Annotated in this window: 18 protein-coding genes; 10 read left to right on the top strand and 8 right to left on the bottom strand. The window is 67.1% G+C overall.

Annotation, left to right across the window (positions count from 1 at the left end; translation table 11 throughout):
* Nucleotides 1-25 precede the first annotated feature (25 nt).
* The 4 genes from ATE70_RS04450 to ATE70_RS04465 form a co-directional block, all read right to left on the bottom strand.
* Nucleotides 26-1,678 (bottom strand): M56 family metallopeptidase, encoded by a 1,653-nt coding sequence (locus ATE70_RS04450; RefSeq protein ID WP_058536737.1) that lies wholly within the window; start codon nt 1,676-1,678, stop codon nt 26-28.
* Nucleotides 1,675-2,043: a BlaI/MecI/CopY family transcriptional regulator gene (locus ATE70_RS04455; protein ID WP_058536738.1), complete on the bottom strand. Its 369-nt coding sequence runs from the start codon at nt 2,041-2,043 to the stop codon at nt 1,675-1,677. The genes ATE70_RS04450 and ATE70_RS04455 overlap by 4 nt, the downstream gene beginning before the upstream one ends.
* A gap of 464 nt (nt 2,044-2,507) precedes the next feature.
* Nucleotides 2,508-3,359 (bottom strand): hypothetical protein, encoded by an 852-nt coding sequence (locus tag ATE70_RS04460; RefSeq protein WP_058536739.1) that lies wholly within the window; start codon nt 3,357-3,359, stop codon nt 2,508-2,510.
* Between the two features lie 94 nt (nt 3,360-3,453).
* Nucleotides 3,454-4,725, bottom strand: coding sequence for a S8 family serine peptidase (locus ATE70_RS04465; RefSeq protein ID WP_231732739.1), 1,272 nt, complete (start codon nt 4,723-4,725; stop codon nt 3,454-3,456).
* 372 nt (nt 4,726-5,097) lie between these two features.
* Here ATE70_RS04465 and ATE70_RS04470 point away from each other — a divergent pair, with 372 nt between their 5' ends.
* A complete protein-coding gene (locus tag ATE70_RS04470; protein ID WP_058536994.1) occupies nt 5,098-5,586 on the top strand; it encodes an RNA polymerase sigma factor in 489 nt (162 codons plus the stop codon).
* Complete coding sequence (locus ATE70_RS04475; RefSeq protein WP_058536740.1) at nt 5,583-6,284, top strand: anti-sigma factor family protein; 702 nt, start codon at nt 5,583-5,585, stop codon at nt 6,282-6,284. The genes ATE70_RS04470 and ATE70_RS04475 overlap by 4 nt, the downstream gene beginning before the upstream one ends.
* A 7-nt stretch (nt 6,285-6,291) precedes the next feature.
* Here ATE70_RS04475 and ATE70_RS04480 read toward each other — a convergent pair whose 3' ends face one another.
* Nucleotides 6,292-6,729 carry an RrF2 family transcriptional regulator gene (locus tag ATE70_RS04480; RefSeq protein ID WP_058536741.1) on the bottom strand — a complete coding sequence of 146 codons (438 nt, stop codon included), beginning with the start codon at nt 6,727-6,729 and terminating at the stop codon, nt 6,292-6,294.
* Nucleotides 6,730-6,831: 102 nt separating this feature from the next.
* On the opposite strand from ATE70_RS04480, the gene ATE70_RS04485 reads away from it, so the two are divergent.
* Together ATE70_RS04485 and ATE70_RS04490 are read left to right on the top strand one after the other, a co-directional pair.
* Nucleotides 6,832-7,230, top strand: a complete 399-nt coding sequence (locus ATE70_RS04485; RefSeq protein ID WP_058536742.1) for a group III truncated hemoglobin — start codon at nt 6,832-6,834, stop codon at nt 7,228-7,230.
* Nucleotides 7,231-7,276: 46 nt separating this feature from the next.
* Nucleotides 7,277-7,726, top strand: coding sequence for a globin domain-containing protein (locus ATE70_RS04490; protein WP_058536743.1), 450 nt, complete (start codon nt 7,277-7,279; stop codon nt 7,724-7,726).
* A 72-nt stretch (nt 7,727-7,798) separates the two neighbouring features.
* Here ATE70_RS04490 and grxD read toward each other — a convergent pair whose 3' ends face one another.
* Genes grxD through ATE70_RS04505 form a run of 3 tightly spaced genes read right to left on the bottom strand, consistent with a single transcriptional unit; the run spans nt 7,799 to nt 8,749 of the window.
* Entirely contained in the window at nt 7,799-8,131 is a 333-nt protein-coding gene (grxD, locus tag ATE70_RS04495; RefSeq protein ID WP_037514675.1) for a Grx4 family monothiol glutaredoxin, read from the bottom strand.
* A gap of 47 nt (nt 8,132-8,178) precedes the next feature.
* Complete coding sequence (locus ATE70_RS04500; protein ID WP_058536744.1) at nt 8,179-8,412, bottom strand: BolA/IbaG family iron-sulfur metabolism protein; 234 nt, start codon at nt 8,410-8,412, stop codon at nt 8,179-8,181.
* Between the two features lie 10 nt (nt 8,413-8,422).
* The gene (locus ATE70_RS04505; RefSeq protein WP_058536745.1) at nt 8,423-8,749 is read right to left on the bottom strand and encodes a DUF1476 domain-containing protein; all 327 of its coding nucleotides are present in this window, start codon (nt 8,747-8,749) and stop codon (nt 8,423-8,425) included.
* Between the two features lie 210 nt (nt 8,750-8,959).
* On the opposite strand from ATE70_RS04505, the gene ATE70_RS04510 reads away from it, so the two are divergent.
* From ATE70_RS04510 to cysS, 6 genes are all read left to right on the top strand, one after another.
* Complete coding sequence (locus ATE70_RS04510; protein ID WP_058536746.1) at nt 8,960-12,055, top strand: CHAT domain-containing protein; 3,096 nt, start codon at nt 8,960-8,962, stop codon at nt 12,053-12,055.
* A 4-nt stretch (nt 12,056-12,059) separates the two neighbouring features.
* Complete coding sequence (locus ATE70_RS04515) at nt 12,060-14,150, top strand: adenylate/guanylate cyclase domain-containing protein (RefSeq protein ID WP_058536747.1); 2,091 nt, start codon at nt 12,060-12,062, stop codon at nt 14,148-14,150.
* Complete coding sequence (locus tag ATE70_RS04520; RefSeq protein ID WP_058536748.1) at nt 14,137-14,895, top strand: hypothetical protein; 759 nt, start codon at nt 14,137-14,139, stop codon at nt 14,893-14,895. Before ATE70_RS04515 ends, ATE70_RS04520 begins: the two co-directional genes overlap by 14 nt.
* 183 nt (nt 14,896-15,078) lie before the next feature.
* Entirely contained in the window at nt 15,079-16,902 is a 1,824-nt protein-coding gene (locus tag ATE70_RS04525; protein ID WP_058536749.1) for a ShlB/FhaC/HecB family hemolysin secretion/activation protein, read from the top strand.
* Nucleotides 16,903-16,931: 29 nt separating this feature from the next.
* On the top strand, nt 16,932-24,695 hold the full coding sequence (locus ATE70_RS04530; RefSeq protein WP_058536750.1) for a hypothetical protein: 7,764 nt from the start codon (nt 16,932-16,934) through the stop codon (nt 24,693-24,695).
* Between the two features lie 46 nt (nt 24,696-24,741).
* On the top strand, nt 24,742-26,184 hold the full coding sequence (gene cysS / locus ATE70_RS04535) for a cysteine--tRNA ligase (RefSeq protein WP_058536995.1): 1,443 nt from the start codon (nt 24,742-24,744) through the stop codon (nt 26,182-26,184).
* Nucleotides 26,185-26,215 lie beyond the last annotated feature (31 nt).

Here is a 26,215-nt window from a genome sequence, read left to right on the forward strand (position 1 = left end):
GGGTCGGCGTCGAAGCTGCTCGGGCTCAGTGGCCCGATTTCTCGATCTCGGCGATCGCCTTTTCGAGGTCGGCGGCGACCTTGGCGCGCATGTCTTCGGACAGGCTCCGCGCGCGTTCGCCATCGGCAAAGGCCTCGCGTGCCTTCTTCAGCGCCGAGAGCCGCGCCGCTTTGGTTTCGGGTCCGTCGCTGCACGCGAACATCATCACGTGGCTGCGCTTGTTGCCGCTATTTTCGTCGCGGTTGACGATCGGCGCCGCCTTGCCGTCACCGCATTTGCCCAGGACCATCGCCTTGCCGTGAGTGCTCCAGGTGCCGTGCATTGGGGGTATGGGCGGCATCGGGTGCATCGGGGCCATGACGGTGCGGATGCGCTCCTTGCGCTTCGCCTCGAGCTTGTCGGCGATCGCCTCGGCGCGCTTGCCGGCGATGCCCTGTTCCTTCAGCGTCGCGATGACATCGTCGCGCGACAGGCCGCCTGGGGACCGGATTTCGATGCGGCGCATCTTGTCCTTGCCCTCGGCTAGTGCCTTGCCTTCGCTGTCGCCGTCGCGGCGGATGACGATGCGGTGCACCTCGCGCTTCTTCTTGCCGTCGTCGGTCGCGGCGTCGTCGCTATGCTCGGTGAAGACCATCGTGCCGGGCGCGTCGGGCGCCTCGGGCGGCAGCGGCGGTTCGGGGGGCGCCGGCGGCGCGGGCGGTTCGCCGAGATCGGCGGTCTGCGCCTTTGCCACGACGATCCCCGCGGGGACGAGCGTCGCGGTCGCACCGAGCACCGCGAGCGTCGCGCCGCCGATCAGCAACCGGCCGACAAGGCCGCGCTTCTTTGAAATATCCCCTTGCGTCAACATCGTCAGCCTCTCCTGCAGATTATCGTGGACCGCCATCGGCGCGGCGAGCGACAGGCGCGGCCCGACCGCCGCCTTGACGATCGCGGTCGCATAACGCGCGGTCCGCTCGCGCCGCTCGTCGCAATGGGTCATCGTCAGCACGCGCGCATCGCACGCCGCCTCCTGATCGAAACGAAAGGCACGGATCGCGCGCCAGGCGAAGGGGTTGAACCATTGGGCGGCGAGCAACACGAGCGCCGCGCTGTTCGCCCACAAATCGCCGTGGCGGTGGTGCGACAGCTCATGATCGATCGCGAGCGCACGCTCTTCGGCGACATAGCGCGCGAAGAAATCGTGCGGGACGGCGACGTAGCGCTGCCACAGGCCGAAAGCTACCGGACCGTCGACCGCATCGGACATCACCAGCCGGATGTTGCCGATCGGCTCGAGCTCGACCGCCTCGCCCAGCACCGCGCGGCGGAACCGCCGATGCGACACCATCGCGGTCGCGATAACGGCGATCATGCCCGCCGCCCACAGCGCGAAGAAGAGCGGCACCAGCTCGGCGAGCGTCCAGAGCGGTTCGGCTGCAGCGGGTGCTGCGATGGGCAGGCCAACGGGCACCATCACCGCCATGTCGGCCGCAGGCTCGGGCATGATAACCACCGGATCGGCAAACGGCAGCGGCGGTAGCACCAGGCGCAGCGCGGGCACCGCCCACAAGGCATAGGTCAGCCGCGGGCCGAAATGGCGCGCAAAGGGTTTGCGGACGATCAGGATCAAGAGGACGAGAAGGCCCGTGGTCACGAGCGTATCGGCCCACGCCTGGAGCAGCACCGCGGCGCTCACGACTTCAGCCTCTTGAGCAGCGCCTCGATTTCGGCGATGTCGGTGTCGGTCAGCGCCTCGCGGTCGGCGAGATGCGCGATCAGCGGGCTTACTCGCCCCCCGAACAGGCGATCAACGAAGCGCTGCGATTCCTCGCCGACGGCGTCGGCGCGTTCGATCGCGGGACTATAGAGATAGCGCCGACCGTCGGCTTCCGCCGTCACCGCGCCCTTCTGGACCAGCCGCGCGAGCAAGGTCTTCACCGTCGCCTGCGTCCAGCCGTTGATCTTGCCGATGCGCGAGGTCAGGTCGGCGGCGGTCTGGGGGGCTTTTTCCCACAGCGCCGACAGCACCTGCATCTCCGAATCGCTTGCTCGTTCTGCCATGCGGACCCCTCCCATTGGCGTCGTCGTCACCGATGCGACTACAAATGTAGTCAAAGGGCTGAACGCTTCCTGAACGAAGCTGAACGGATCCACCTTCGCGGGAATGACGGGAGGAAACAGGGCGAAGTGTCGGGATTCTTGACAGTGCGCGATCCCGGTAAGGAATCGCTAACCAGCGTCTCGCGCCGGATTCCGCAAATGCCGAAAATTGGCACGGCAATTGTATAGTATCCAAATGTTCCCGAGTGTTCCGCTCAAATGGAGCGGTGGGGGGCATCAGTCTGGTCCCTGATGTCCCCTGCCCCCACCCGGGAAAACCCCACTTACCCCTGATGCAGACGGGGGGCGGAGCGGCCGAAAGGCCCCGCCCCCCGGACGCTTTTCACCCGAACGAAAAAAGGGCGGACCGCAAAGGCGGCCCGCCCAGAATATGGCCGCCGCGCACGGCGGCCACCCCATCTTGCTTATTCAGCTTCCTGCTGTTCGGCCGCTTTCTTGAGCTGGCCCTTGGTCATGCCGGTGACGAGGACGTCGCCCGACCCGGCAAAGCTCGCCGCCGGCAGCGTCGCGACGCGGTCACCGACCTCGACCGTCACCGCCTGCACGACACCGCCGCCCGTCTGGCGCAATTCCTGGACATGGCCGATCACCTTGCCACGCGCGTCGGTCACCGCCATGCCGGGTTCGACCGCGAACGTCCCGGCGCCATTGGCCGCGCCGCTACCCGCAGCGGCGAGCTGGCCGAGGCTGCCCTGGAAGCTGCCCGCAACCGATCCGGCGCCGCTGGCGCTGCCTGAGACGTTCGACAGTGCGGCGCCGGTCCGGTCACGGGCAGTCCCGACCGCACCGCGCGCGGTGCCGGTTGCGGTCGAAGCCGCGCCCCGTGCAGTAGCAACGGTGCCGCGCGCGGTGTTGCCGACGAAATCGGTGCCGACCGCCTGCGCGTCGAGGCTGCCGCCCCCCGAAGCATTGCCCGCGCCATTGGCGTTGCCGCCGATCGTGTTGCCGAGCAGATTGCCGTTGCCGTCAACCGAGCCCTTGCCGTTCGCATCGGCGTTGCCCTTGCCCTGGACGCGGCCCGAACGACGATCGACCTGGGCGTCGCCGCGGCCTGAGCCGGTCAGATCGCCCGCCGAACCGAGCGTTCCGCCGATGGGGCCGGTCGGATTGCCGAGCGTCCCGCCCAGCGTGCCACCGAGGTTGCCGCCCAGACCGCCACCACCGCCGCCGCCAAGCAGCTGCGCGTTGGCCGGAGCCGAAAAAGCCATGGCCGACGCGGCGAGCGCGAGGGCCGAAATGAAGATGCGATTTGCCATTGGTCTTCTCCTGAATTTTCGGCCCGGAGGGGGTGGGCCTGGAGAGAGAACGACGGCGCGTTCGATTTTCTTCCGAATAATTTCGAGGGAGGGGTCAGCGGCCCGCGCAAGTCGCGCAAATCAGGCCGTGACCATAGATTTTGTCGCGCCCCTTCTTGCCCAGATCGCGGGCTTCCATGACGAGCGCCGCGACGGCGGGCCCGATGCGATCGATCGCGGGGGCGGGATAGCGAAGCGCAAGCCGTCCGGCGACGAGCGGTGCGGCAAAAGACGTGCCGCGCAGCCGGTCGCTGCTTCCTGCCCCCGTCGCCGCCAGCACCGCGTCGCCGGGTGCAGCAAAATCGACATGCAGCGCGCGCCCAGCCTCGGGCAACGCGCGCGCTTTTTGGTCGACCCCGGTCACCGCAAACACGCCCTTGTAGGAAGCCGGATAGGCGGGCGGCGCGGCGGGCCCGTCGTTGCCGACCGCCGCGACGATCAGCATCCCGCGCTGCTGCGCCCGCGAAACGGCTGTCGAAAGCAGTTTGTTGTCGGGTCCGACGAGGCTGATCGTCGTCACCGCGGCACCGTTTTGGGCGAGCCACCCGAGCGCACGCGCGATCGCGCTGGCGTTGCCGCCGGCGGGGTCGGTCCCATAAACATCGGCCGCGAGCAGGCGCTGGCCCGGGGCCGCGCCCTGCACCGAACCGCTCCCGACGAGCAGCGAGGCGACCGCGGTGCCGTGACGGCTCGCCGACGGCGCGCCTTTCGCAAAGCCGCGCTGTTCGACCCGCCCTGCAACCGATGGATGCGCCGCGACGCCGCCGTCGATCAGGCCGAGGCTCGCCTTGCCGCTGCCTTGGGCGGCCGCGAGCATCGCCCCGGGCAACGCGCCGCCCGGCCCGCTCGCAAAATAGAGATTGTCGGCATCGACCTCGGCACCGGGAAGCAGCTTCGCAAGCTGTTTGCGCGCCCGGCCAAGGCTGCGCCCCTCGGGTACACGGAAGCGGGCGATATCGAGATCGAGCCCCTCGATGCGCTCGCGGTCGATCAGCGCGAACCCCGCCTCGCCCGCCCGCGCAATCATCGCCCTATCGACCCCGCTCGCGACAAGGACGCCGCGCACCGCGGGTTCGCCGCGCTCGTCGAGCTCGATGCTGTCGCGATTGCGGCGGACCAGTGCTGTGATGCGGTCGAGCCGGACATCCAGCAACCGGTCACCGATCCCGGCCAGCCGCCCCGTATCCACCTCGGACAGCGACGGCAGCGTGCGCGCGGCATCGGGAAGCTGCACTTGCGGCAGCGCAATCTGCGCCGCGACACGCGCGTCGGTCCCGCTGAGCAGGAGGCAGAGCATCGCCAGAAAAATCGTCCAGAATCGCATCATCAGTCTCACAAGGGCCGGCACGGCGGCCGGTTCCCGAAAAAATTTAGCATCGTACGGAAGAAACGATAGAAGCCTGACGTTTCTTCCTCGAACAATGAGGGTCCGAACCCATCCATTGCGCATTCGAGGTTTGAAGCGATTTTGTTCAGGGCAAGGAAGTGAGGCGCAGGCATATGAATATATTCCAAGGCTCGCTGACGCAGCCATGGGCAAAATCGGTCAAATCCCGAAGGGACGCCGAAATGGCTTCGATCTCGGCCCCGCGCGGCCTTGCAGATGGAACCACCATCCGCGGCGGCCACGCGAAACCGATATCTTCGCCATTTCGACGCCTCGAATGCGCAATGGATGGGTTCGGCCCCTGAGGCGACAATGCGCTTCGAAGAGGAACTGGTCGAATTGCTGCCCCGTCTGCGCCGCTTTGCGCGCGGACTGGCGCGCGATGCCAGCGACGCCGACGATTTGTGCCAAGCGGCGATTGAACGCGCCCTGAAGTCGCAGGAACAGTGGCAACAAGGAACGAGACTGGATAGCTGGATGTACCGCATCACCCGCAACCTCTGGATCGACGATCGCCGTGCGACCGGGCGTCGCGGCGTTCACACCCCGATCGACGAGGCCGCCACGCAGGTCGCCGGCGACGGCGCGGCCGAAGTCGAGGCGGGAGCGCTACGCGGCGATGTCGACGGCGCGATGGCGCGCCTGCCGGGCGAACAGCGCGAGGTCGTGATGCTCGTCCTCGTCGAAGGTTATGCGTACCGCGAGGCCGCCGAAATATTGGAAGTGCCGATCGGCACCGTCACCTCGCGCCTCGCCCGCGGCCGCGAAACACTGATGCATTTGCTGGGAGAGGCCGCATGAGTTTCGATCCCGCCACCGTCGCCGCCTTTGTCGACGGCGAACTCGACGACCTCACCGCACGCCGCATCGAACGCGAAGCGACAAGCGACCCCGCGCTTGCCGCCGAAATCGCGCGGCACCGTGCGTTGAAGGCGCAGTTGACGGCGCATTATGCCCCCGTGATCGACGAGGCGGTGCCCGAACGGCTCCGCGCGCTGCTTGCGCCGTCCGACAAGGTCGATGCCAGCCTCGCCGGGCGCCGCGAGGCAAAGCGGATGCGTTTTGCGCCGATCCATTGGGGGGCGATCGCGGCCTCGCTCGCGCTCGGGCTGGCGCTTGGGCTGAAGCCATGGATGCCCCCCGCGAGCGTCACCGAAGCCAATGGCACGATGATCGCCGCGGGTCCGCTTGCGGCGGCGCTCGACACGCAGCTTGCCTCCAGTCAATCCACAAACACAGCGGTGCGGATCGGTCTCAGTTTTGAAGACAAGGCCGGCCGCTATTGCCGCAGTTTCGAAAGCCGGTCGCTGGACGGCATCGGCTGCCGGGACGACGGCGGCTGGCACCTTGAACGAACGATGCAGGGACAGGCGGGCACCGAATATCGCCAGGCGTCGTCGGGAGAACTCGCGGCCGCCGCGGCGTCCATGATGGCGGGCGATCCGCTCGATGCCGCGGCCGAACGGCAGGCCCGCGACAAGGGCTGGGCGCGCCGCTGACGATCTTTCAGATGCCGGCCGGCTGATCGATGCCGAACAGCGCGGCGAAATTCGCGCGCTTCGCGAGCAGGTCGGCGAGACTGTAGCCGTCGAGCACTTTCATAAACGCCGCCAGCGCCTCGGCGAGCGCGCCGGTCAGCCCGCACGCGGGCGCGATGATGCAGCTGGCGCAATCGACAAGGTCGAAGCCTTCCTCGGTGTGGCGCACCACTGCGCCGACGTTGATTTCGGCCGCCGGCCGCGCCAGCCGGATCCCGCCGAAGCGCCCGCGCACGCTTTCGAGATAACCCGCGTTCACCAGGTCGTTGACGACCTTCATCAGATGGTTCTGCGAAATGCCGTAGGCACGCGAAATCTCCGAAATCGGGCACAGCCGCGCGTCATCCTGCGCGCCCACATAGAGGAGCACGCGCATCGCATAGTCGGTGTAGCGCGTCAGGCGCATCCTGATCCTTCGAAAATGTCCGCCATCCCATAATATGCATTTTTGTTGCATGTTTCAAATTGCGATCATACATGCGCATCAAATGCATGATTGGAGCGAGTCGTGACGCAGGGTGACCAGATCGATGAAGCGGCGCTTGAGCGCCTGATCCCGGCCTTTTACGACCGCGTGCGCGCCGACGCCGACATCGGCCCGCTGTTCAACGCCGCGGTGCACGACTGGCCCCACCATCTCGAAAAGCTCGTCGCCTTCTGGTCGTCGGTGATGCTGACCAGCGGCCGCTACAAGGGCAGCCCGGTTGCCGAGCATCTGAAGCACAAGGCCGCGATCAATCCCGCGATGTTCGACCGCTGGCTCGCGATCTGGGCCGACACCACGAACGAGTTTCTGGCGCCCGCCGCCGCGGCCGCTTTGCAGGCGAAGGCCGCGCGCATCGCCGAAAGCCTCCAGCTCGCGCTTTTCTTCCGCTTGGGCGACCCCGCCGGTCGCCGCGCGGCCTGAACGTCGCCTTTTTTCATCCACCGTCCAGAAGAGGAATCCAAAAGACATGCGTACTGCTCCCGCCCACGCGATGACGATCGTCAAGGCCACCGCCCCGGCGCTCGAAAAGCATGGCCTTGCGATCACCACTGCGATGTACGCGCGGCTGTTCGAGAATAAGGACATCGAGGCGATGTTCGACCGCGCCGCGCAGACGAGCGGCGAACAGCCGAAGCGCCTCGCGGCGGCGATCCTCGCCTATGCGAAGAATATCGACAAGCTGCAGAACCTCGGAACCGCGGTGGCGCGCATGGTCGCACGGCATATCGAAACCGGGGTGAAGCCGGAACATTATCCCCATGTTGCAGAAGCCCTGCTGCCCGCGATCCGCGACGTGCTGGGCGAAGAGGTCGCGACCGACGAGGTGCTCGCGGCGTGGGGCGAAGCCTATTGGATGCTCGCCGACATCCTGATCGCCGCCGAAGCGCAGGCGTATGAGGGTGCCGAGGCGGCCTGAACCCTTCAGCCAATAAAAAACCCGCCGGAGCCTGAGCGCCGGCGGGTTTTTTGCATTCGAAAGCCGCGCAGCTTATTCGGCGCGCGCCGGAATCCCGGTCATCAGCGTGTGAAGCTCGCCCGCTTCCCACATTTCCATCATGATGTCCGATCCGCCGACGAATTCGCCCTTCACATAAAGCTGAGGGATCGTCGGCCAGTCGGAAAATTCCTTGATGCCCTGGCGGACTTCCATGTCCTGCAGCACGTCGACCGTTTCATATTCGATGCCGAGGCGGTCGAGCATCGCGATCGCCCGCGAGGAAAAGCCGCACTGCGGGAACAAAGGCGTGCCCTTCATGAAGAGCAGCACGGGGTTGTCGGCAACCAGCTTGGCGATGCGGTCGTGGGTGGTCGGGTCGGTCATTGTCAGTCTCCGGGCAGGCGCGTTGGCGCCCCAAATAAGCATGCCCCTTATGAGGGGATTGCGGTCGTCAATTGCAAGGCATGAAGTTCGCCGCCCATGCGTCCGCCGAGCGCCGCATAGACCGCCTTGTGCTGCGCGACACGGGTCATGCCGCGAAAGGATTCGCTGACGACATGCGCGGCATAATGGTCGTTGTCGCCCGCAAGGTCGGTGATGGCGACCTTGGCATCGGGAAACGCCGCGACGATCATCGCCCGCAAATCATCTTCGCGCATACCCATCGTTATCGCCTCAGTTCTGGCTGTCGATGAACTGGCGCCGCGCCTCGACCGCCTTGTCGTTCAGCGCCGCGCGAATCTCGGCATCGCTGATCTCGACCTGCGCCGCGGTGAGGTCGCCCGCGAGCTTGCGGATGACGTCCTCGTCGCCCGCTTCCTCGAAATCGGCCTGCACCACCGCCTTGGCATAGGCGTCGGTTTCCTCGGGGGTCAGCCCCATGCGCTCGGCCGCCCATTCGCCGACCAGCCGGTTGCGGCGCGCGGTGATCCGGAACTGAACCTCCTGGTCGCGTGCAAATTCTGCCTCGAAGGCGCGTTCACGATCGTCGAATCCGCTCATTTTGTCCTCGTGCGAAGGGAAAGTCCCCTTGCAGATAGGTCGCGCGTCCCCGCGGCGCAAGCCGCCTGTGCGGCAGATCACTTCCCTTTCGCTTACGAAGGGTTTAGGGTTTCGTCCCAAGGGAATGGGTCGCACCGCAGCAATAAAGTTTCCGCCCTGCCGGCGTCGAATCGGCATGGCGTCTCTGCGTCTGTGTTTGGGGGATTTGTGATGACCGTTCGACGTCCGCAACTTGTGTCGATTCTGGGCTTGCTGGCTTTCGCCGCGCCCGGAACCGCACTCGCGCAGGGCATGGACCCGACGCTGCGCGACAGTTTTTCGATCGGCGATCAGGGCGGCTCGCTCTGCGAGGTGCAGGCCACCGTTCGCGACGAGGTCGTCAAGGGCATGTTCGACCGCGCCTGGACGATCGTCTGCCGCGATGCGAGCCAGCCGGTCGGCTATGTCCGGATGCTGCGCGCCACGCCCGAGGATGCGCGCGCGCGCATCAATAACGCCATTGGACGGACGGGCGCGATCACGTGCGTCAAGGATGGCGGTTGCACCGTGCACGACACCAATATCGCATGGAAGACGCGGATCGAGGCGGCGGGCGAGACGACCTATGCCGTCGAGGGCTTCGAGGCCTATGGCGACGCGCTCGACATCGCGCTCGAATCGATCCGCCAGCGCAAGGTCGTGCCCGGCGTCATCAAGGTCGCGACCATCTCGGTCGGCGGCAACGACGGTTTTGCCCGGACGATCGCCGGGACGATCGACGTCGACAAGGCGCTGGCGGAGGGATACCGCCGCAACCACAGCGGCGACTATGCCGAGGCGGCCGAATTTTTCGAAGCGCTGTCGCGCCGCGCCGCCGAGGAACAGTCGGCGGCCGACATCGACCCGACCGAAGTCACGCTGAACCGCGCGCTGCAACGTTCGAACCTTGGCGAATTCGCCGAAGCCGAACGGCTGTTCGCCGAGGTCGAGGCGATCCCGACCGGCGACCCGGTCCAGCTGCGCCTCCGCCGCAATTTCCGGGCGATCAACGCGCTCAACCAGCGCGATTATGACGGGGCCGCCACGCGGCTCCAGACGCCGATCCCGCCGCTCACGACCGGCGTGACGGTCGCGGGCACCGCGGTGACGCTGACGCCGCAGATCGTCGCCGGGGTCAACAGCGGCGACAATGCCCGCGTCATCCGCCAGGCCGGCGATCGCGAGCGGCTTTCGCCGCTCGAACGCGCGCAGATCATCGATGCGCAGGCGATCCACCTGCTCGGCACCGTCGAGCGGCTGCGCGGCAATGCGCAGGCGTCGAAAACCGCGCAGCTCAAGGGGCTGACCGACGCGATCGCGGTGCGCGAAGGCCGCGTCACCTCGATCATCCGCCTGCGTTCGCAGATGCTCGGCGAGCTCGCGCTGGCCGAAGAGGCGAGCGGCGACAAGGCGGCCGCCGACGCACGATTCCGTGAATCGGTGAACCTGCTCGCCGTCGAATATCCCGAAACCAACGCGCTCGCCTCGGCGCGCGCGCGCTACGCCGCCTTCCTCACCCGCGAGGGACAGGACGACAAGGCGATGGGCATTTATCGCGAGGTCGTCACCGCGCTCGCCAGCACGCAGCGATCGACCGCGGGCATGGCGAACATGATGGCGCCCTATTACCGGCTGCTCGCCGCGCGTTCGGCGACCGAACCCAAGGCGATCGAGGATTTCTTCGTCGCCAGCCAGCTCCAGATCCGCCCGGGCGTCGCCGATACGCAAGCGGTGCTCGCGCGCGAACTGTCGAGCGGCAGCAGCGACGGCGCCCGCCTGTTCCGCCAGGCGACGACGCTAAATCGCGATCTGGAGCGCGCACGGATCGAGGATGCCCGGCTTGCCCAGCTGCCGGAATCGCCCGAAGTCAACGCCTTGCGCGCCGACATCAAGGCGCAACTCGATAATTTGTCGGTCCAGCAGGCCGAAACCGTCGCCGCGCTGTCGGCCTTTCCGCAATATCGCGTCGTTGCATCGGGTAAGCTCGACCTTGCCGAGTTGCAGCAGGTTCTGCGTCCGGGCGAAGCCTATCTGAAGATGCTCGTCGTCGGCGACGGCGTTTATGCGATGCTGATCGAGCAAGGCGGGGCGCAGCTGTGGAAATCGGACATCAGCGCGTCGGACCTCGACACCGCGGTCGACACGATCCGTTCGACCATTTCGCTCGTCGAGAATGGCCGCCGCGTCACCTATCCCTTCGACGCCGCCACCTCGTACAAGCTTTATGGCCAGTTGTTCGCACCCGTAGCGGCGCGCCTTCCCACCATCGCGCACCTGATCTTCGAGCCCGACGGCGCGATGCTGCGGCTGCCGATCAACCTGCTCGTCACCACCGACACCGGGCTTGCCGCCTATGAGAAGCGCCTGCTCGATCCCGACGCCGATCCGTTCGACATGCGCCAGATCGCCTGGCTCGGCCGGACGTCGCGGCCGAGCACCGCGGTGTCGACACTCGGCTTCCGCAACGCGCGGCAGGCCGCACCGTCGAGGGCGGCCAACCAATATTTCGGGCTCGGCGAGAATCTGCCGGTCAGTGGACGGCTGCCCTCACTCGGCACCCGCGGCGCCGTGGCGGGCGGCGTCGATGGCGATTGCCTGTGGGATGTCGCGCAATGGTCCCGCCCGATCTCGGCCGACGAACTGGTGACCGCGCGCAACGCGATGGGCCGCGAGGCGGGCACTTTGCTCACCGGCGGCGCCTTCACCGACACCGCGGTGAAAAATCGCGCCGACCTTGGCGACTATCGCATCATCCATTTCGCGACGCACGGCCTTGTCACCGCGCCGCGCCCGGCCTGCCCTGCGCGCCCCGCGCTCGTTACCTCGTTCGGCGGGCAGGATTCGGACGGGCTGCTGACCTTCCAGGAAATCTTCGACCTCAAGATCGACGCCGACCTCGTCATCCTGTCGGCGTGCGACACCGCCGGCGCGGCGAGCGTCGCGGCGACCCGCGAAGCCGGCCTCTCGGGCGGCGGCAATGCGCTCGACGGGCTGGTGCGCAGCTTCATCGGCGCGGGCGGCCGGTCGGTGATCGCAAGCCACTGGCCCGCGCCCGACGATTTCGATGCGACCCAGCGGCTGATCGGCGGGCTGTTCGCCGCCAATCAGGGCACGAGCGTCGCCGACGCCCTGTGGGGAACGCAGCTGCGCCTGATGGACGACCAGCAGACGTCGCATCCCTATTATTGGGCGGGCTTTGCGATCATCGGCGACGGCGGCCAGGCGCTGCTTCACAACGGCGCGACGACCGCCCGAAACGGCGAGGCTGCCGGGCGCGCCGCCCGCTAAATCGATGAACGCACCCGACGTTCTTGTTCCCGCGGCCGACGCGCCCGCGCAGGACGGCCGGCAGGCCGCGGTGCCGCTGCGCAAGCGCGTCCGCCGGCTGATCATGCAGCTCGGCCCGTCGCGGATGGCGGCGACAATCGTCTTCCTCTTGGTCGCAATACTGATCGCCCGTTTCAGCTGGCAGATGCCGCTGATCGACGCCGCCGAGCGCGCACTTTACGACGCGCGCGCGACGCTGATGGCGCCGCATGTCGAGCAGGATAAACGCATCACGCTCGTCACCTATAATGACGAGACCTTGTTCAACACGGGCATCCGCTCGCCGCTCGACCGTACTTTGCTCGCCAATGCGCTCGGCAATCTCGACCAGATGGGCGCGAAAGCGATCGGCATCGATATTGCCTTCGACTCGCCGCGCCCCGACGACGATCTGCTGAAGGCGCAGCTGCGCGCGATGAAGACCCCGACCTGGCTCGCCTATGCCGAACAGGCGAGCAACCCGAACACGATCTTCTACGAACAGCAGAAATTCCTCCAATCCTATATCGCCGAGGTCACGACCGCAAAGACGAAGCCGACAAGTGTCTTGTTCCGCACCGACGACGACAGCGTGATCCGCAACTGGCCCGACCGGCCGAAGAATTTGCCGCCCTTGATGTCCAATGCGATGGCTCCCGTCGACGCGGCGCATGCGAATTTCCAGGGCAATATCCGCTTCCTCGTCCCCGCGCGCGCCGCGGCGGGGCAGGAGGAACCCGTCTTCGCCAACATCCCGATCGACACCTTCGCGATGCCGATGGATGCCGAGATGCGCGCCGGTTTTTCGGAGCTGGTCAAAGGGCGCTATATCCTGATCGGCGGCGACATCATCGACAACGACCAGTTCAACACGCCGCTCAGCCGCTTTCCCGACGCGATCACCGGCCAGCATGAAACGATGATCGGGCTCGAGGTCCACGCGCATATGCTGGCGCAGCAGCTCGACAAGGCATGGACGCGGCCGATCGCCGCGCCGGCGCTTTGGGTGCTCGCGGTGCTGATCGTTCTTGCGGGCGGGCTGACGAGCCTTATCGACCTGCGCGCACGCTGGGTCGCGCTCGCCTTCCTCGGGCAAATGGCCTTTTTCATCGCCTTCCCTTTCTGGCTGCAGGGACGCGGCATCGACACGACGACGCTGCCGACCTTCGGCTGGGCGGTCGGCTGGCTGTTCGGTTACGCCGCGGTCGGCACCGCCGCACGCACCATCGGGTCGCGCCAGCGCGCCTTTGCGCAGTCGGCGCTTGGCAAATATCTGCCCGCCGACGTCGCCGCGCAGATCATGCGCGACCCCGACCAGCTCTCGCTCCACGGCGAGCGGCGCAATATTTTCTGCGTCTTCACCGATCTCGAAGGCTTTACGAAGCTCAGCCACGCGGTGACGCCGGAAACCGTCGCGCGGCTGCTCAACGAATATCTCGATCGCCTGTCCGACATCGTGCTCGAACATGGCGGGACGATCGACAAATTCGTCGGCGATGCGATTGTCGCCTTCTGGGGCGCGCCGCTCAGCCGCCCCGACGATGGCCCGCGGGCCGCCGCCGCCGCGCTCGCCATGTATCAGGCGGGCGAGAAATATCGCGTCGACCTGTCCGGCGAGGACGTCCCGCCGATCGGGATGACGCGCGTGGGCCTCCACGTCGGCGACGCGATCGTCGGCAATTTCGGCGGCGAAGGACGCATCCAATACACCGCGCTCGGCGACAGCATGAACACCGCGTCACGGCTCGAGGCCGCGAACAAGGGGCTGAAAACCGGCGTGCTGATCTCCGCCGAGGCCGGCGCGCGCTCGGGCCGCGACGACCTTGTGCCGATGGGCCGCGTCACGCTGCGCGGCCGCGCACAACCCGTCGATGTCTTCACTCCGCGCCCCGACCTTGCCCCCGACCAGCGCGCGCGCATCGCCGCGCTGGTCGCCGCACACACTGCGGGCGACAAAAAAACCTATGTGACCTGTGCCACAGCAATACAGGCGGATTTCGGTCAGGATGCAGCCATCATGTTTCTGATAGAACGCCTTAACGAGACAAAAGAGGGAGAAAGCTATGTCCTTTCCTGATTTCCGGATGCGCCGCCTCGGCCTCACCGCCGCCGCGGCCATCGCCGCCATCGCCTGCGTCGGCACCGCTGCTGCCCAATCGATGGTCGTCCGCTCGACCGGCCCGTCGGCGAGCAAATATCCCGCCGGTGCCAAGCTCAAGTCCGTCGACAAGCTGACCCTCGTCGCGGGCGACAAGATCGTGCTGATGCAGGCGGGCAAGACGCGCACGCTGTCGGGGCCAGGCACCTTTGGCGCCACCGGCACCGTGCAGGCGAGCCAGTCGCTCGGCGGCAACGTCACGCGCATGCTCGCCAAGGGGCCGACGATGCGGTCGCGCGGTGGGTTCTCGCGCGGTCCGGGCGATGAAACCCCCGCCAATGTCCGCGCGCCGAACCTCTGGCTGCTCGATTATCGCGAGGCGGGGACTTTTTGCGTCCTCGATCCCGCCGTGCTGATGCTGTGGCGCCCCAATATGGAAGGCGACACCGCGCTCGAGATCGAAAGCGCCGGCAAAAAGACGACGGTCGCGATCGTCGATGGCGCGAATTTCCGCAAATGGCCGACCGATGTGCTGCCGGTGCAATATGGCACCGACTATCGCCTGTCGGGCGGCGGCCTCGCCAAGCCGGTAACAGTGCGCTTCGCCGCGATGGAAAACGCGCCCGACACGGTCGAAGGATCGGTCGACATGCTGATGGCGAAGGGCTGCTCGCCGCAGCTCAACCGCCTCGTCGACACGATGTCGGAAGCCGAAGCGGGATAAGGTAAATGGATGGGGCGGCGGCGATTGTCCCCGCCCTATCTGTCTGATAATCTTCTAAGGAAATTCCGCCGGTCGCGTGACGGAACATTTCCTTGGGTCGAAATTTGCGCTGCCGCCTTGTGGCAGCGCAGTGGAGTTGGCGCATCGCGATCGTCGCGGCGCGCCCATACGCAAGGGGTGGTGATGACCGTGTCGGGGGACTTCGGAATACATGCGATCGAACGGCCGGGGCGCGCCGCGATCCGCAGCGCGCTGGCCGGTTCGGCGGCGGTAATCGCCGCGGTCCTGCCCGCCGCGGCGTGGGCGCAGGCGACCCCGCAAATCCCGACACGCGAGGAAATCCAGCGCCCGCCGCCGGTGCCCGCGGTCCAGCCCAACGAACAGGTCGTCGCGGTCGACGACGGCATCGAGCGCGCGCCCTGCCCGCTCGCCAACCCCGAATTCGCCAACGTCCGCTTCACCTTGCGCGGGGTCGAATTTTCGAGCGTCGAAGGCATCGACAATGCGGTGCTGGCGCCGAGCTGGTCCGACCGCGTCGGACAGGAATTGCCGATCTCGGCGGTGTGCGACATTCGCGACCGCGCCGCGACGATCTTGCGGTCAAAGGGCTATCTGGCGGCGGTCCGCGTGCCACCGCAGACGATCGGCGATGGCGTCGTCCGGCTCGACATATTGTCGGCGCGCATGTCGCGGATCGAGGTGCGCGGCGACGCGGGCGCGAACGAACGTCTGCTGCAACGCTATCTGTCGCGGCTCGACGACCAGCCGGTGTTCAACATCGTCGATGCCGAGCGTTACCTGCTGCTCGCACGCGACATTCCGGGGATGGATGCGCGCCTGACGCTGCGCCCCGGCGCGGTTCCAGGAGAGGTCGTCGGCGAAGTCACCGTCGCGCGCACCCCCTTCACCTTCGACTTCAACGCGCAGAATTTCGGCTCGCGCGACGTCGGCCGCTGGGGCGGCATCGCGCGTGCGCGCTTCGCCGGCCTCACCGGCATGGGCGACCTCACGACGGTCAGCTTCTATGCGACCCCCGATTTGGACGAGCAAAAGGTCGTGCAGGCGTCGCACGAGTTCCGCGTCGGCGGCGAAGGGCTGCGCTTCGGCGCCAGCTATACCTACGCCTGGACGCGCCCCGACATCACCGGCTTTCCGGTCAAGTCGAACACCCAGATCGTCAGCCTGTTCACCGCCTATCCGCTCGTGCTGACGCAGGCGCGGCGCGTGACCCTCGGCGGCGGACTCGATTTCATCGACCAGGACATCGGCCTGGCCAGCCTTCCGATCAACCGCGACCGGCTGCGCGTCTTCAATGTGCGTGCGGACGCGAGCTGGATCGATCCCGGCTCGATCGCGGGACGCGGCGGTTACAGCCCCAGCGAACCGCGCTGGTCGCTCTCCACTTCGTTCGAAGCGCGCAAGGGCGCCTCCTTCCTCGGCGCCAGCGACGATTGCGGCCCCGGCGGCACGGCGTGTTTCCTGCCCGGCGCGATCCCGCTGACGCGTGTCGAGGGACAGCCCGACGCCTTCCTCGTCCGCGCCAATGCGCTCGCCGAATGGCGGCCGGCAAAGCTGTTCACGCTGTCGGCGGCGCCGCGCGCGCAGTGGGCGAACGATCCCTTGCTCGCCTATGAGGAATTTTCGGGCGGCAATTTCACCGTCGGGCGGGGTTTCGATCCCGGCACGGTGATCGGCGACAGCGGCGTCGCGGTGGCTTTGGAAGCACGCTACGGCTCGTTCGTTCCCGCCAATACCGAGAGCTTCGCTTTCCAGCCGTTCGTCTTTTTCGACGCCGCGTGGGTGTGGAACAAGGATAGCGCCTTCGACGGGCTCGATCCGCAGAAACTCTATTCGGCGGGGGGCGGCATACGCGTCGCTTACGGCGATCTCGCGCGGCTCGACATGACACTCGCCGTACCGCTCAACCGCGGCGGCTTCCTCGCCGAGCGGCCCGATCCGCGGCTGCTGATATCGCTGACAACCTTATTCGGCGTGAGGGCGCGCTGACCATGAATTTTGCATCGAGGACAACGGATATGCGTGCCATCGCCTCCCTCTCGCCCAGCGGCCCCGGCAAGCAGCGACTGCTGACAAGCTGCGCGATCGCCGCCGGGATGATGCCGCTCGCCTATGGCGGCCCCACGCTCGCACAGGTCGCGGGGTCGGGCACGATCACGACCCTCCCTTCGGGTACGACCGTGGGGACGGGCGTGAATCCATCGACGGTCAACGTCAACGGGCCGCAAAGCATTGTCGACTGGACACCCTCCAACACGCCAGTCGCGGGCGTGATCGACTTCCTGCCCACAGGCAACACGCTGGACTATGTCGGCGACACCACAGGCTATGTCGTTCTCAACCGGTTCGTCGACGGGGCGGGCACCTCGATTACCGACCAGATCGCGCTGAACGGCATTGTGAACAGCTATGTCGGATCGACCAGCGGCCCGCGCGGCGGTAATATCTGGTTCTATAACGCCGGCGGCATCCTGATCGGCGCGTCGGGCGTGATCAACGTCGGCAGCCTTGTCCTCACCACCAACGACATCATCACGACCGGCGGCCTGTTCGGTCCCGGCGGAACGATCCGGTTCAACGGGACGGCGGGCAGTACGTCGGCGATCACCGTCAACGGCGCGATCAACGCGAACAATGTCGGCAATCCCGGCAGCAGCTATATCGCGCTCGTCGCGCCGCGCGTCGTCCAGGCTGGGACCGTCCGCGTCGACGGGTCGGCCGCTTATGTCGCCGCCGAACAGGCCGATATCCGCATCAACGGCGGCCTCTTCGACATCAACGTCACCCGGGGGGTCGAGGGCGGCAACGCGATCACCCACACCGGCACGACCACCGGCCCCGCGCATCAGGACGGCGATACCGACCAAAGCCGCATCTATATGGTCGCCATTCCCAAGAATGACGCGGTGACGATGCTGGTGTCGGGGGCGATCGGTTATGACGACGCCGTCTCGGCAACAGAAGAAGATGGCGCGGTACGCCTGTCCGCCGGCTATAATATCACGAGCGGCGAACAGAATTTGAACCCCGTGAACGCCACAACGGCAAATATCATCGTCAACGATACGCTGTTCCGTAGCAGCACCGTCGCGCGTGCAAGCGGCACCTTTGTCGGCGAGGCGCTGCAACAGATCCCGGGATCGCCGCCCCCTCTGTCGTCAGCGGGACAAATCTTCGTCGAAGGCAACGGGGTTTTCAGCGGCGACGCCGGTGCGTCGCTGACCATCGGCGCGGGTCAGCAGGGCGGCGCGACGGGTAATCTGACGGTCCGATCGGATGGCGCCGCCGGCGCCGCAGGCAATGTTGCAGTGAATGTGACCGGCGGGACGCTGTCGACGGGCAATCTGTTGCAGATCACGTCGCTGAGCCTGCCCGCCACGGCAACCGGCGACAGTCAGGGCGGGACCGCCAGCCTGACGATTACCGGGGGCACCGTAACAACCCCGGTCCTCTCCCTATCCGCAATCGCTTCTGCCGACATCGGAACAAATGGCCTGGCAGGAAACGCACGGGGCGGCACTGCCAGCATTTCTGTCAGCAATTCCGGCACATTGCTGGACACTGGCACCGTCCTCATCAGCGCGTCGGCGTTCGGCCCCACCAATATTTCCATCCCGACCGGCGACGATGCGCAAGGCGGCACCGCGACGCTGACGGTTTCCGATGGCGCAAGCTTCCGCGCGACCAACAATGTGTCGATCGACGCAAATGGCAGCGGGGGATTCGGCCCGGCTCAGGCGGGCAACGGAACGGGCGGCACCGCGCGCATCGAAATCCTCGGATCGAACACCGCGTTCGAATCTTCGGACACATCGATCGAGGCGCTGGGCACCGGCGGAAGTTTCTCCGGCCCGGATGATACCTTAAACGGCGGCGACGGAACGGGCGGTAGCGCCGCTCTCGTCATAAACAGCGACAATGGCGGAATCAAATCGCTCGGCACACTCTCGCTCGATGCCAGCGGACGGGGCGGCGATGCGGGCGGAGAAAATTCGGCCGGCGGCGATGCGCTGGGCGGCACGGCGAGCCTGACGGCCGACGGCGGCGCCACCGCGCAATTTGCGTCGATCGCCCTCGTCGCATCGGCCGAGGCCGGAATCGCGCTCAGCCCCAGCGGCACCACGGGGCAATCGGGCAACGCGCGCGGGAATAATGTGACGTTGGCGGCGACCAACGGATCGACCATCAGCAGCAGCGGCCTCATCAATCTTTTCGCGGTTGGCATGAATCCCTTTCCATCCAACCCGGCCGGCGAGAATTTCGGAACGGGCACCGGCGGAAATGTCGCCGTCAACGCGACCGCAGGGGGCACGATCACCACGGGCAATAGCCTCATCGTCCAGGCGATGGGCGGAAACATGTCCAACGCCGTCACGCAAAGCGCCGGAAACGGCGTTGGCGGCAATGTCGACTTCCTCGCCGACGGCGGAACGATCGTGGCCGAGATCTATCGGGTCGATGCCAGCAGCAGCACGGCCCATGTCGTTGGCACGGGCGGCTCCGCGCAGGGCGGGACGATCGACCTGTTTGCCCGCAATGGCGGGGAAATCCGGGCGACTCTCGACTCGACGAACGAGCTCAACGCCAGCGCGACTTCCGGCAGCAGCGCCGCCGGCACCGCGGCGACGGGCGGGACGATCCAGCTCATCGCCGATGGCGGCCGCCTCGACCTTGGCGTCGGCGCCGACCTGATCGCGGGCGGCACATCGGGCGGTGCGACAACGGCAGGAGCCGCCCCGACGGGCACCGGCGGAACCATCCTGATCCAGACCGCCGCCAGTTCCGGCAGCGCAATCGACTATGGCCAGCTTTCTGGCGCGGCCGACGGCCGCACAGCGGTGGAGATCGAGGTTCCGGGCGGGCCGATCGATAGCAGCGGAAACGGCCGCGGCGGCACGGTCACGCTCGATGTCCGGGGCGGCACCGTGTCGGGCGGCCTCATCGAGCTGTCGGCGAACGGTTCCGGCCGCGGCGCCAGCGGCGGCGGCGCCAACGGCACCGGCGGCACCGCGACCTTCACCCAGACCGGCGGCGACATCTCGATCAGCGACATGAGCATCAGCGCCGATGGCTTGGGCGGGATCGCGCAGGGCGTGTCGGGCACGGGCACCGGCGGTGTCGCGACGATCGACCTGTCGGGCGGGACGATCACCGCCGCCGACATCATCGCATCGGCGAACGGCGAAGGCCGTCCGGGGACGGACGGGAATGATGACGATCCGGCCAACATCATCGCGGGCGGCACCGGCGGTGCGGGTGTCGGCGGTAATGCGGTCATCAACATCGGCGGCACCGCCGTCGTCGATGCGAGCGTGATCGAGGCCTATGCCAATGGCACCGGCGGCACCGGCGGCGGCTTTAACGCGGGTTTCGGGTCCCCACCCGGAACGCCCGGCAATGGCGGAAACGGGTCCGGCGGCACCGCCAGCGTCAACCTGACCGGCGGCTCGGTCACGGCGAGCAGCGTGACCGCCGATGCATCGGGTATCGGCGGCCAAGGCGGCTCCTCCTTCTTCTCGAGCAGTTCGGGCAGCGCGACCGGCGTCGGCGTCGGCGGCCGGGGCGGCATCGGCCGGGGCGGGCGCGCGACGATCGGACTGGCGGCGACGTCGGGCACGATCACCGATGTCGGTGCCGTTGCGCAGGGCACCGGCGGCCTTGGCGGCGCGTACAATGTCGGCGGCGCGGGTGGCGATGGCTATGGCGGCATCGCGCAGGCGATCGTCGACGATTTCGACGCCGGCACGCTTGCGATCAGTCTCGATTCGACGGCGGAAGGCGGCGACGGCGGCGATGCCGACGACGGACGCGGCGGCGACGGCGGCAATGCCTTTGGCGGGACGTCGAGCGTCCTCGCCGACGGCCCCAATGCGCGCGTCAGGGTGACGCAGGCCAATTTTGTCACCGGCGCGGCCGGCGGCAATGGCGGCGACGGCCGCCTCGGCTTCAGTTCGTCGGCGGCGGTCGCGCCCTCGGGCGGCGATGGCGGCAGCGCGCAGGGCGGCGCGATCGAGGTCATTTCGCGCGATGGCGCGACGATGACGCTCGGCCTGGCCGCCGGCGACGTCGTGGAACTCGGCAGCACCGGGATCGGCGGCAACGGCGGCAACGGCAGCACCGCCGATTTCGGCGCCGGCAATATTGGCGGCGATGGCGGGCTCGGCGGCGGCGGGGTCGGCGGATCGGTACGGCTGATTGCCGACGGCGGCACGATCACGACCGCCGGCGAGTCTCTGGAAATCGATGTCAGCGGTCAGTCGGGAACCGGCGGCAACGGCGGCCTTGCCGGCGGCGGCGGCAGTCTGCCCGGCACAAACGGCGGTTTTGCGGGCACCGCCGGCGGGCGCGTCAATATCGATGCGCTGACGACCAACGCCGGCCCCGGCCTGATCGACCTTGGCAACACCAATATCTTTGCCAGCGGCGATACTGCAGGCCGCGTCGAAATTCGTAGCGACAGCCGAGTCAACTTCACCAGCCTCGACGTCGAGGTGCGCGGCCTTGCCAATCCGACCAACAACGACACCGGCACAGCCCCCGCGGGCATCTTCCTTGGCGCGGCCGGCGGGACAATCGAAGCCGGAAGCCTGACGCTCGGCACCGACGGCTCGATCGGCCTTTATGCAGCGGGCGCCGGACGCGTGACCGTCGGCGAAACGGCGCAGCTGCAGGCGGGCGACCAGATCGATATCCGCCATGATTTGCGCGGGGCCAATGCGGCACCGACGATCGAGGCCACCGACGATCTGTTCATCGTCGCGGGAACCAGCATCAGCGGCGCGCCGGGCAGCTTGCTCGCCGCAGGGGCCACGCTCTCGCTGACCGGCGAAGGCGCCGCCGCGACGATCGGTGTCGATCGGCTCGATGCCGCCGACATCACGATCAGCAGCAGCGGTGCCGCGAGCATCGAGCATGCCGAAGCGGTCAATGATTTCACCGCGAGCGCCGCCAGCTTCCGTACCGGGCTCAACTCGATCATCACCGGCGGCGACATCTCGATCACCTCGCCCGGCGCCGTCGACCTCGGCAACTCGACCGCGGGCGGTTTCGTCCAGGTCCAGGGCCAGTCGATCGCCTTTAACTCGATCACCGCCGGCCTGTCGGTCGGGCTTTCGGCGGACGGTACGGCGGCGGGCGCCGAAGGCATTCGCGGCGGGTCGATCGCCGCGGGCGAAGACATCAACCTCTTCGCCAACAGCATCGCGCTCACCGGCAATGTCACGGGCGCGGCGTCCTTCTTCGCCTTCGGCACCGGCGGCGCGGTTGCGGTGACCAATGCCGACGTCGATGGGAACATCTCGATCTTCTCGGCCGCCGACCTTTCCGGCACCTATGTGGCGGGCGGCAATATCTTCCTGAATTCAGATGCCAATATCAACGCTTCGGCGCAGGCGAACGGCGGTTATGTCGACCGCAACGGTATCGCGGCGGAGGGCAATCTGTTCGTCATCGCCGCGGGCAATGCGACGCTCACCGACAGCTCGGCGGCGCGCATGTTCGGTGTCAACGCCGGGGCCGCGGCGTCGATCGATGGCGGCACGGCGGGCGAGGACGTTCTCGTCATCGCGGGAACGGCCGCCAGCCTGACCGATGTCACGGGCGGCGACGACATCACCGTCCGCGCCGCGGGCAATATCGACGCGCTTAACGTCCGCACCACCGGCGCCGGCGCCGACACGCATATCCTCGATTTCTCGACAGCCTCGGGCAGCCCGACCTTCACCATCGGCACGGGCGAAGGGTCGCAAGGCATCAACGGCGCCGACATCGTGATGGCGTCGACCGCCGGCGCGATCGGCGCGGCGACGCTGTCCGCCGGCGACGACATCCTGCTCAACGCCGCGAACAATATCGCGGTCAACGGCGCGACGACGCTCGGCCTCGGCACCACCGGCGGCGACAGCAGCATCCGCACGCAGGGCGGCGCAACGACGCTCGCGGGCCTCGATGCCTTCAGCGACGTTGTGGTCGATGCGGCGGGTATCGCCAATCTGACCGGCACCGTGGCGGCGGGACGCAATGCGACGATCACCGCGCAGGACATGACGCTTGCGGCGCTCACCAGCCCCGGCGGCTCCGCGCTTCCGACGCTGAGCGCCGACGGCGATGTCGTCGTCAATTCGTCCGCCGGGATCACGGGCGGCGGCGTCCGCGCGCTGGGCAATGCGACGCTGACCGCGGGGACCGCGATCGGCATCACGTCGATCGAGGGACAGGATGTGACGCTCACCGGCGCGACCGGGGTCGCCGCGAACCAGGCCAATGTCCTCGGCACGACCAGCCTCGACAGCAGCGACGGCAATATCCAGCTCGGCAGCCTCATCGCGGGGGGTACGATCAACGCCAGCGCCAATGCGATCCGCATCGAAGGCGGCGGCGATCTGCATTTTGCCACGCTGACCACCGACGTCGGCGACGCCTATGTCCGGGGCGGCGGCGACTTCTCGGTCGCCACCGGCACTGTCGCCGGCACCGCCGACCTGCGCACGCAGGGCGAGGCGATGACCATCGGCAACCTCACCGCCGCCAACGCGATCATCGAAAATTCGGTCGGTTTCCTCAATCTCGACACCGTTACCGTTGCCGGCAACCTCACCGCCGCGGCGCGCGCATCGCTCGGGATCAACGGCCTCGTCACCGGCCAGTCGATCTCGCTCGCCTCGGCGGGAATCAGCATTGCGCCGACGGGCCGCGTCGGCACCGCGGGCGTGACCCGGCAGCTGTCGGTCGCCAACAACAACACCGCCAACCAGACCTTCGTCGGTGGCACTGCCGGACCCAACGGCCCCAACGGCTATCATATCGACGCCGACGAGCTGACGCGCCTCTATGGCACACAGATCGAAATCTTCGCGCCCGAGGTGCAGAGCGCGGGGCCCGTTTCGGTCGGGTCGGCAACGCCGCCCGACGTCGTCGTCGACACCTTCACGATGACCGGTGGCGCATCGAACGCCAACCTCGGCGCCAATGGCGCGCTGACGATCCGCACCCCGGGCAAGATGCGCGTGATCGGCAATGTCCAGCTGACGGGCCTCACCGACGCCAACGCGCTCAACCTCGCCGCGGGCGATGCGCTCGAAGTCATCCTCGGCCGGGGCAGCGTCCGGTTGCTAGGGGCAAATAATGCGCCGGGCGGGCAGCTCAACATGGCATCGGACGACATCATCGTCGCGACCGAGGCCGCCATTACCGCAGTCGGCGCGGCGACGACGACCGACGCGATCAATACGCGTCTCGGCCAGAATGACGGCGTCACGCTCGACGAGGGCGCGCTGTTCGCGCGCGGCATCCGCGCCGAGGTCGTCGGCGGCTTCTATGTCCAGAACAGCGGGGCGGGCACCGACTTCGCGCAGCGCCGCGGGCTGACCTTCGGCGCCGGCGGACTCGATGTGCGGACGCAAGGGACGTCGCGCATCGTCATCAACGGGGTGCAGCTTGGCGCGGGCGGCCAGATCACCGGCATCGACACGGTCCCGCTGCTGACGATAGGCGGCGCGGCGCCGGTAGTCGGCAGCTATGATCGCCGATCGACCTTCAACGGCTGCCTTATCGCCAGCCCGACCGCCTGCACCACCGTGACCTTCGATTTCGAGAATAATTTCCCGGTGCAGGATATTATCGACGAGGAGGTCGACGATGACGACGGCGTGGGCGAAGGCAATAATTTCCCGCAAGCGCTGATCACGATGCGCGATATCGATCCGATGACCGGCGAGCCGCTGCTCGACGATCCGGTGACCGGCGCGGGCAACGACGATCTGTGGACGCCGCCGCAGCAATAAGGCTTTCGGTTGACGCCGGCGGGCGGAGCAAGGCATGGGCGCGGTTATGACCGACGCCCCTGCCTCCCCGCTCAAGCTGTTCAACAGCCTGACGCGCAGCCTCGAACCGTTCGAGCCCGTCCACCCCGGCGAGGCGCGCGTCTATAGCTGTGGACCGACGGTCTATAATTATCAGCATATCGGCAATATGCGGGCGTATGTCTTTGGCGACACGCTAGGGCGAACGCTGTCGTACAAGGGTTATAAGCTCACCCACGTCATCAACATCACCGATGTCGGGCATCTGACATCCGACGCCGACGCCGGCGACGACAAGATGGAGAAGGCGGCCGCCGCGCAAGGGAAAAGCGCCTGGGACATCGCGGCTTTCTATCAGGCGGATTTTGAGACCGATCTTGCGCGTCTAAATATCCGGGACAAGCAGCACCCGCGCGCCACCGAATATGTCGAAGCGATGATCCAATGGGGCAAAAGCATCGCCGACAAGCATTGCTACGAACTCGATGGCGGCCTCTATTTCGATACCGCCACCGTCTCCGACTATGGCCGCCTCGCGCGTCACGGCACCGATGAGGGCGAGAGCCGCATCGATCCCGTCGATGGCAAACGTGCGCTCGCCGACTTCGCGATCTGGCGCAAGACGCCCGCGGGCGAGACGCGCCAGATGGAATGGGATTCACCGTGGGGCCGCGGCGCGCCGGGCTGGCACCTCGAATGCTCGGTGATGTCGGAAGCGCTGCTCGGCTTTCCGTTCGATATTCACACCGGCGGGATCGACCATCGCGAGATCCACCATCCGAACGAGATTGCGCAGAACCAGGCGCACAGCTGCTCGCCAGACAGCGGCGCGCGGATATGGATGCATAATAATTTTCTCGTCGACCGCAGCGGCAAGATGTCGAAATCGAGCGGCGAATTTTTGCGTCTGCAACTGCTGATCGACAAGGGTTATCACCCCCTCGCCTATCGCCTCATGTGCCTGCAGGCGCATTATCGCAGCGAGCTGGAGTTCAGCTGGGATGGTCTTGGCGCGGCGCTAACACGGCTCAAACGACTGGTGATGGCGGCCGCCCCGGCGCGCGATGCCGAGCCGGCCGAGTCGACCGACCGCCGCCTCGTGGATCTGCTGGCAAAGTTCGACGCGGCGATGTCGGACGACCTCAACACGCCGGTCGCGCTCACGCTGCTCGAAGAAACGGCAGCGATGAAAAAGATCGACGCCGGCCAGAAGCATGCGGCACTCGCCGCGATGGATGCCGTCCTCGGCCTTAACCTGCTGACGACCGCGCGCGCCGACCTGCGCGTCCGCCCAAAGACCGCGATGATCGGCGAAGACGAAATCGAAGCGACGCTCGCGCGCCGCAAGGACGCCCGCGCCGCCAAGGATTTTGCCGCATCCGATGCGCTGCGCGACGAACTCGTCGCCGCGGGGGTCGAGGTGATGGACGGCGACCCGCTCGGATGGGACTGGCAACCCAGCGCCAATTAGAGGCTTGTCGCAGGCCCGCGGGCTGCTAGCC

This window comes from Sphingopyxis sp. H053, from assembly GCF_001468225.1.
GTDB lineage: Bacteria > Pseudomonadota > Alphaproteobacteria > Sphingomonadales > Sphingomonadaceae > Sphingopyxis.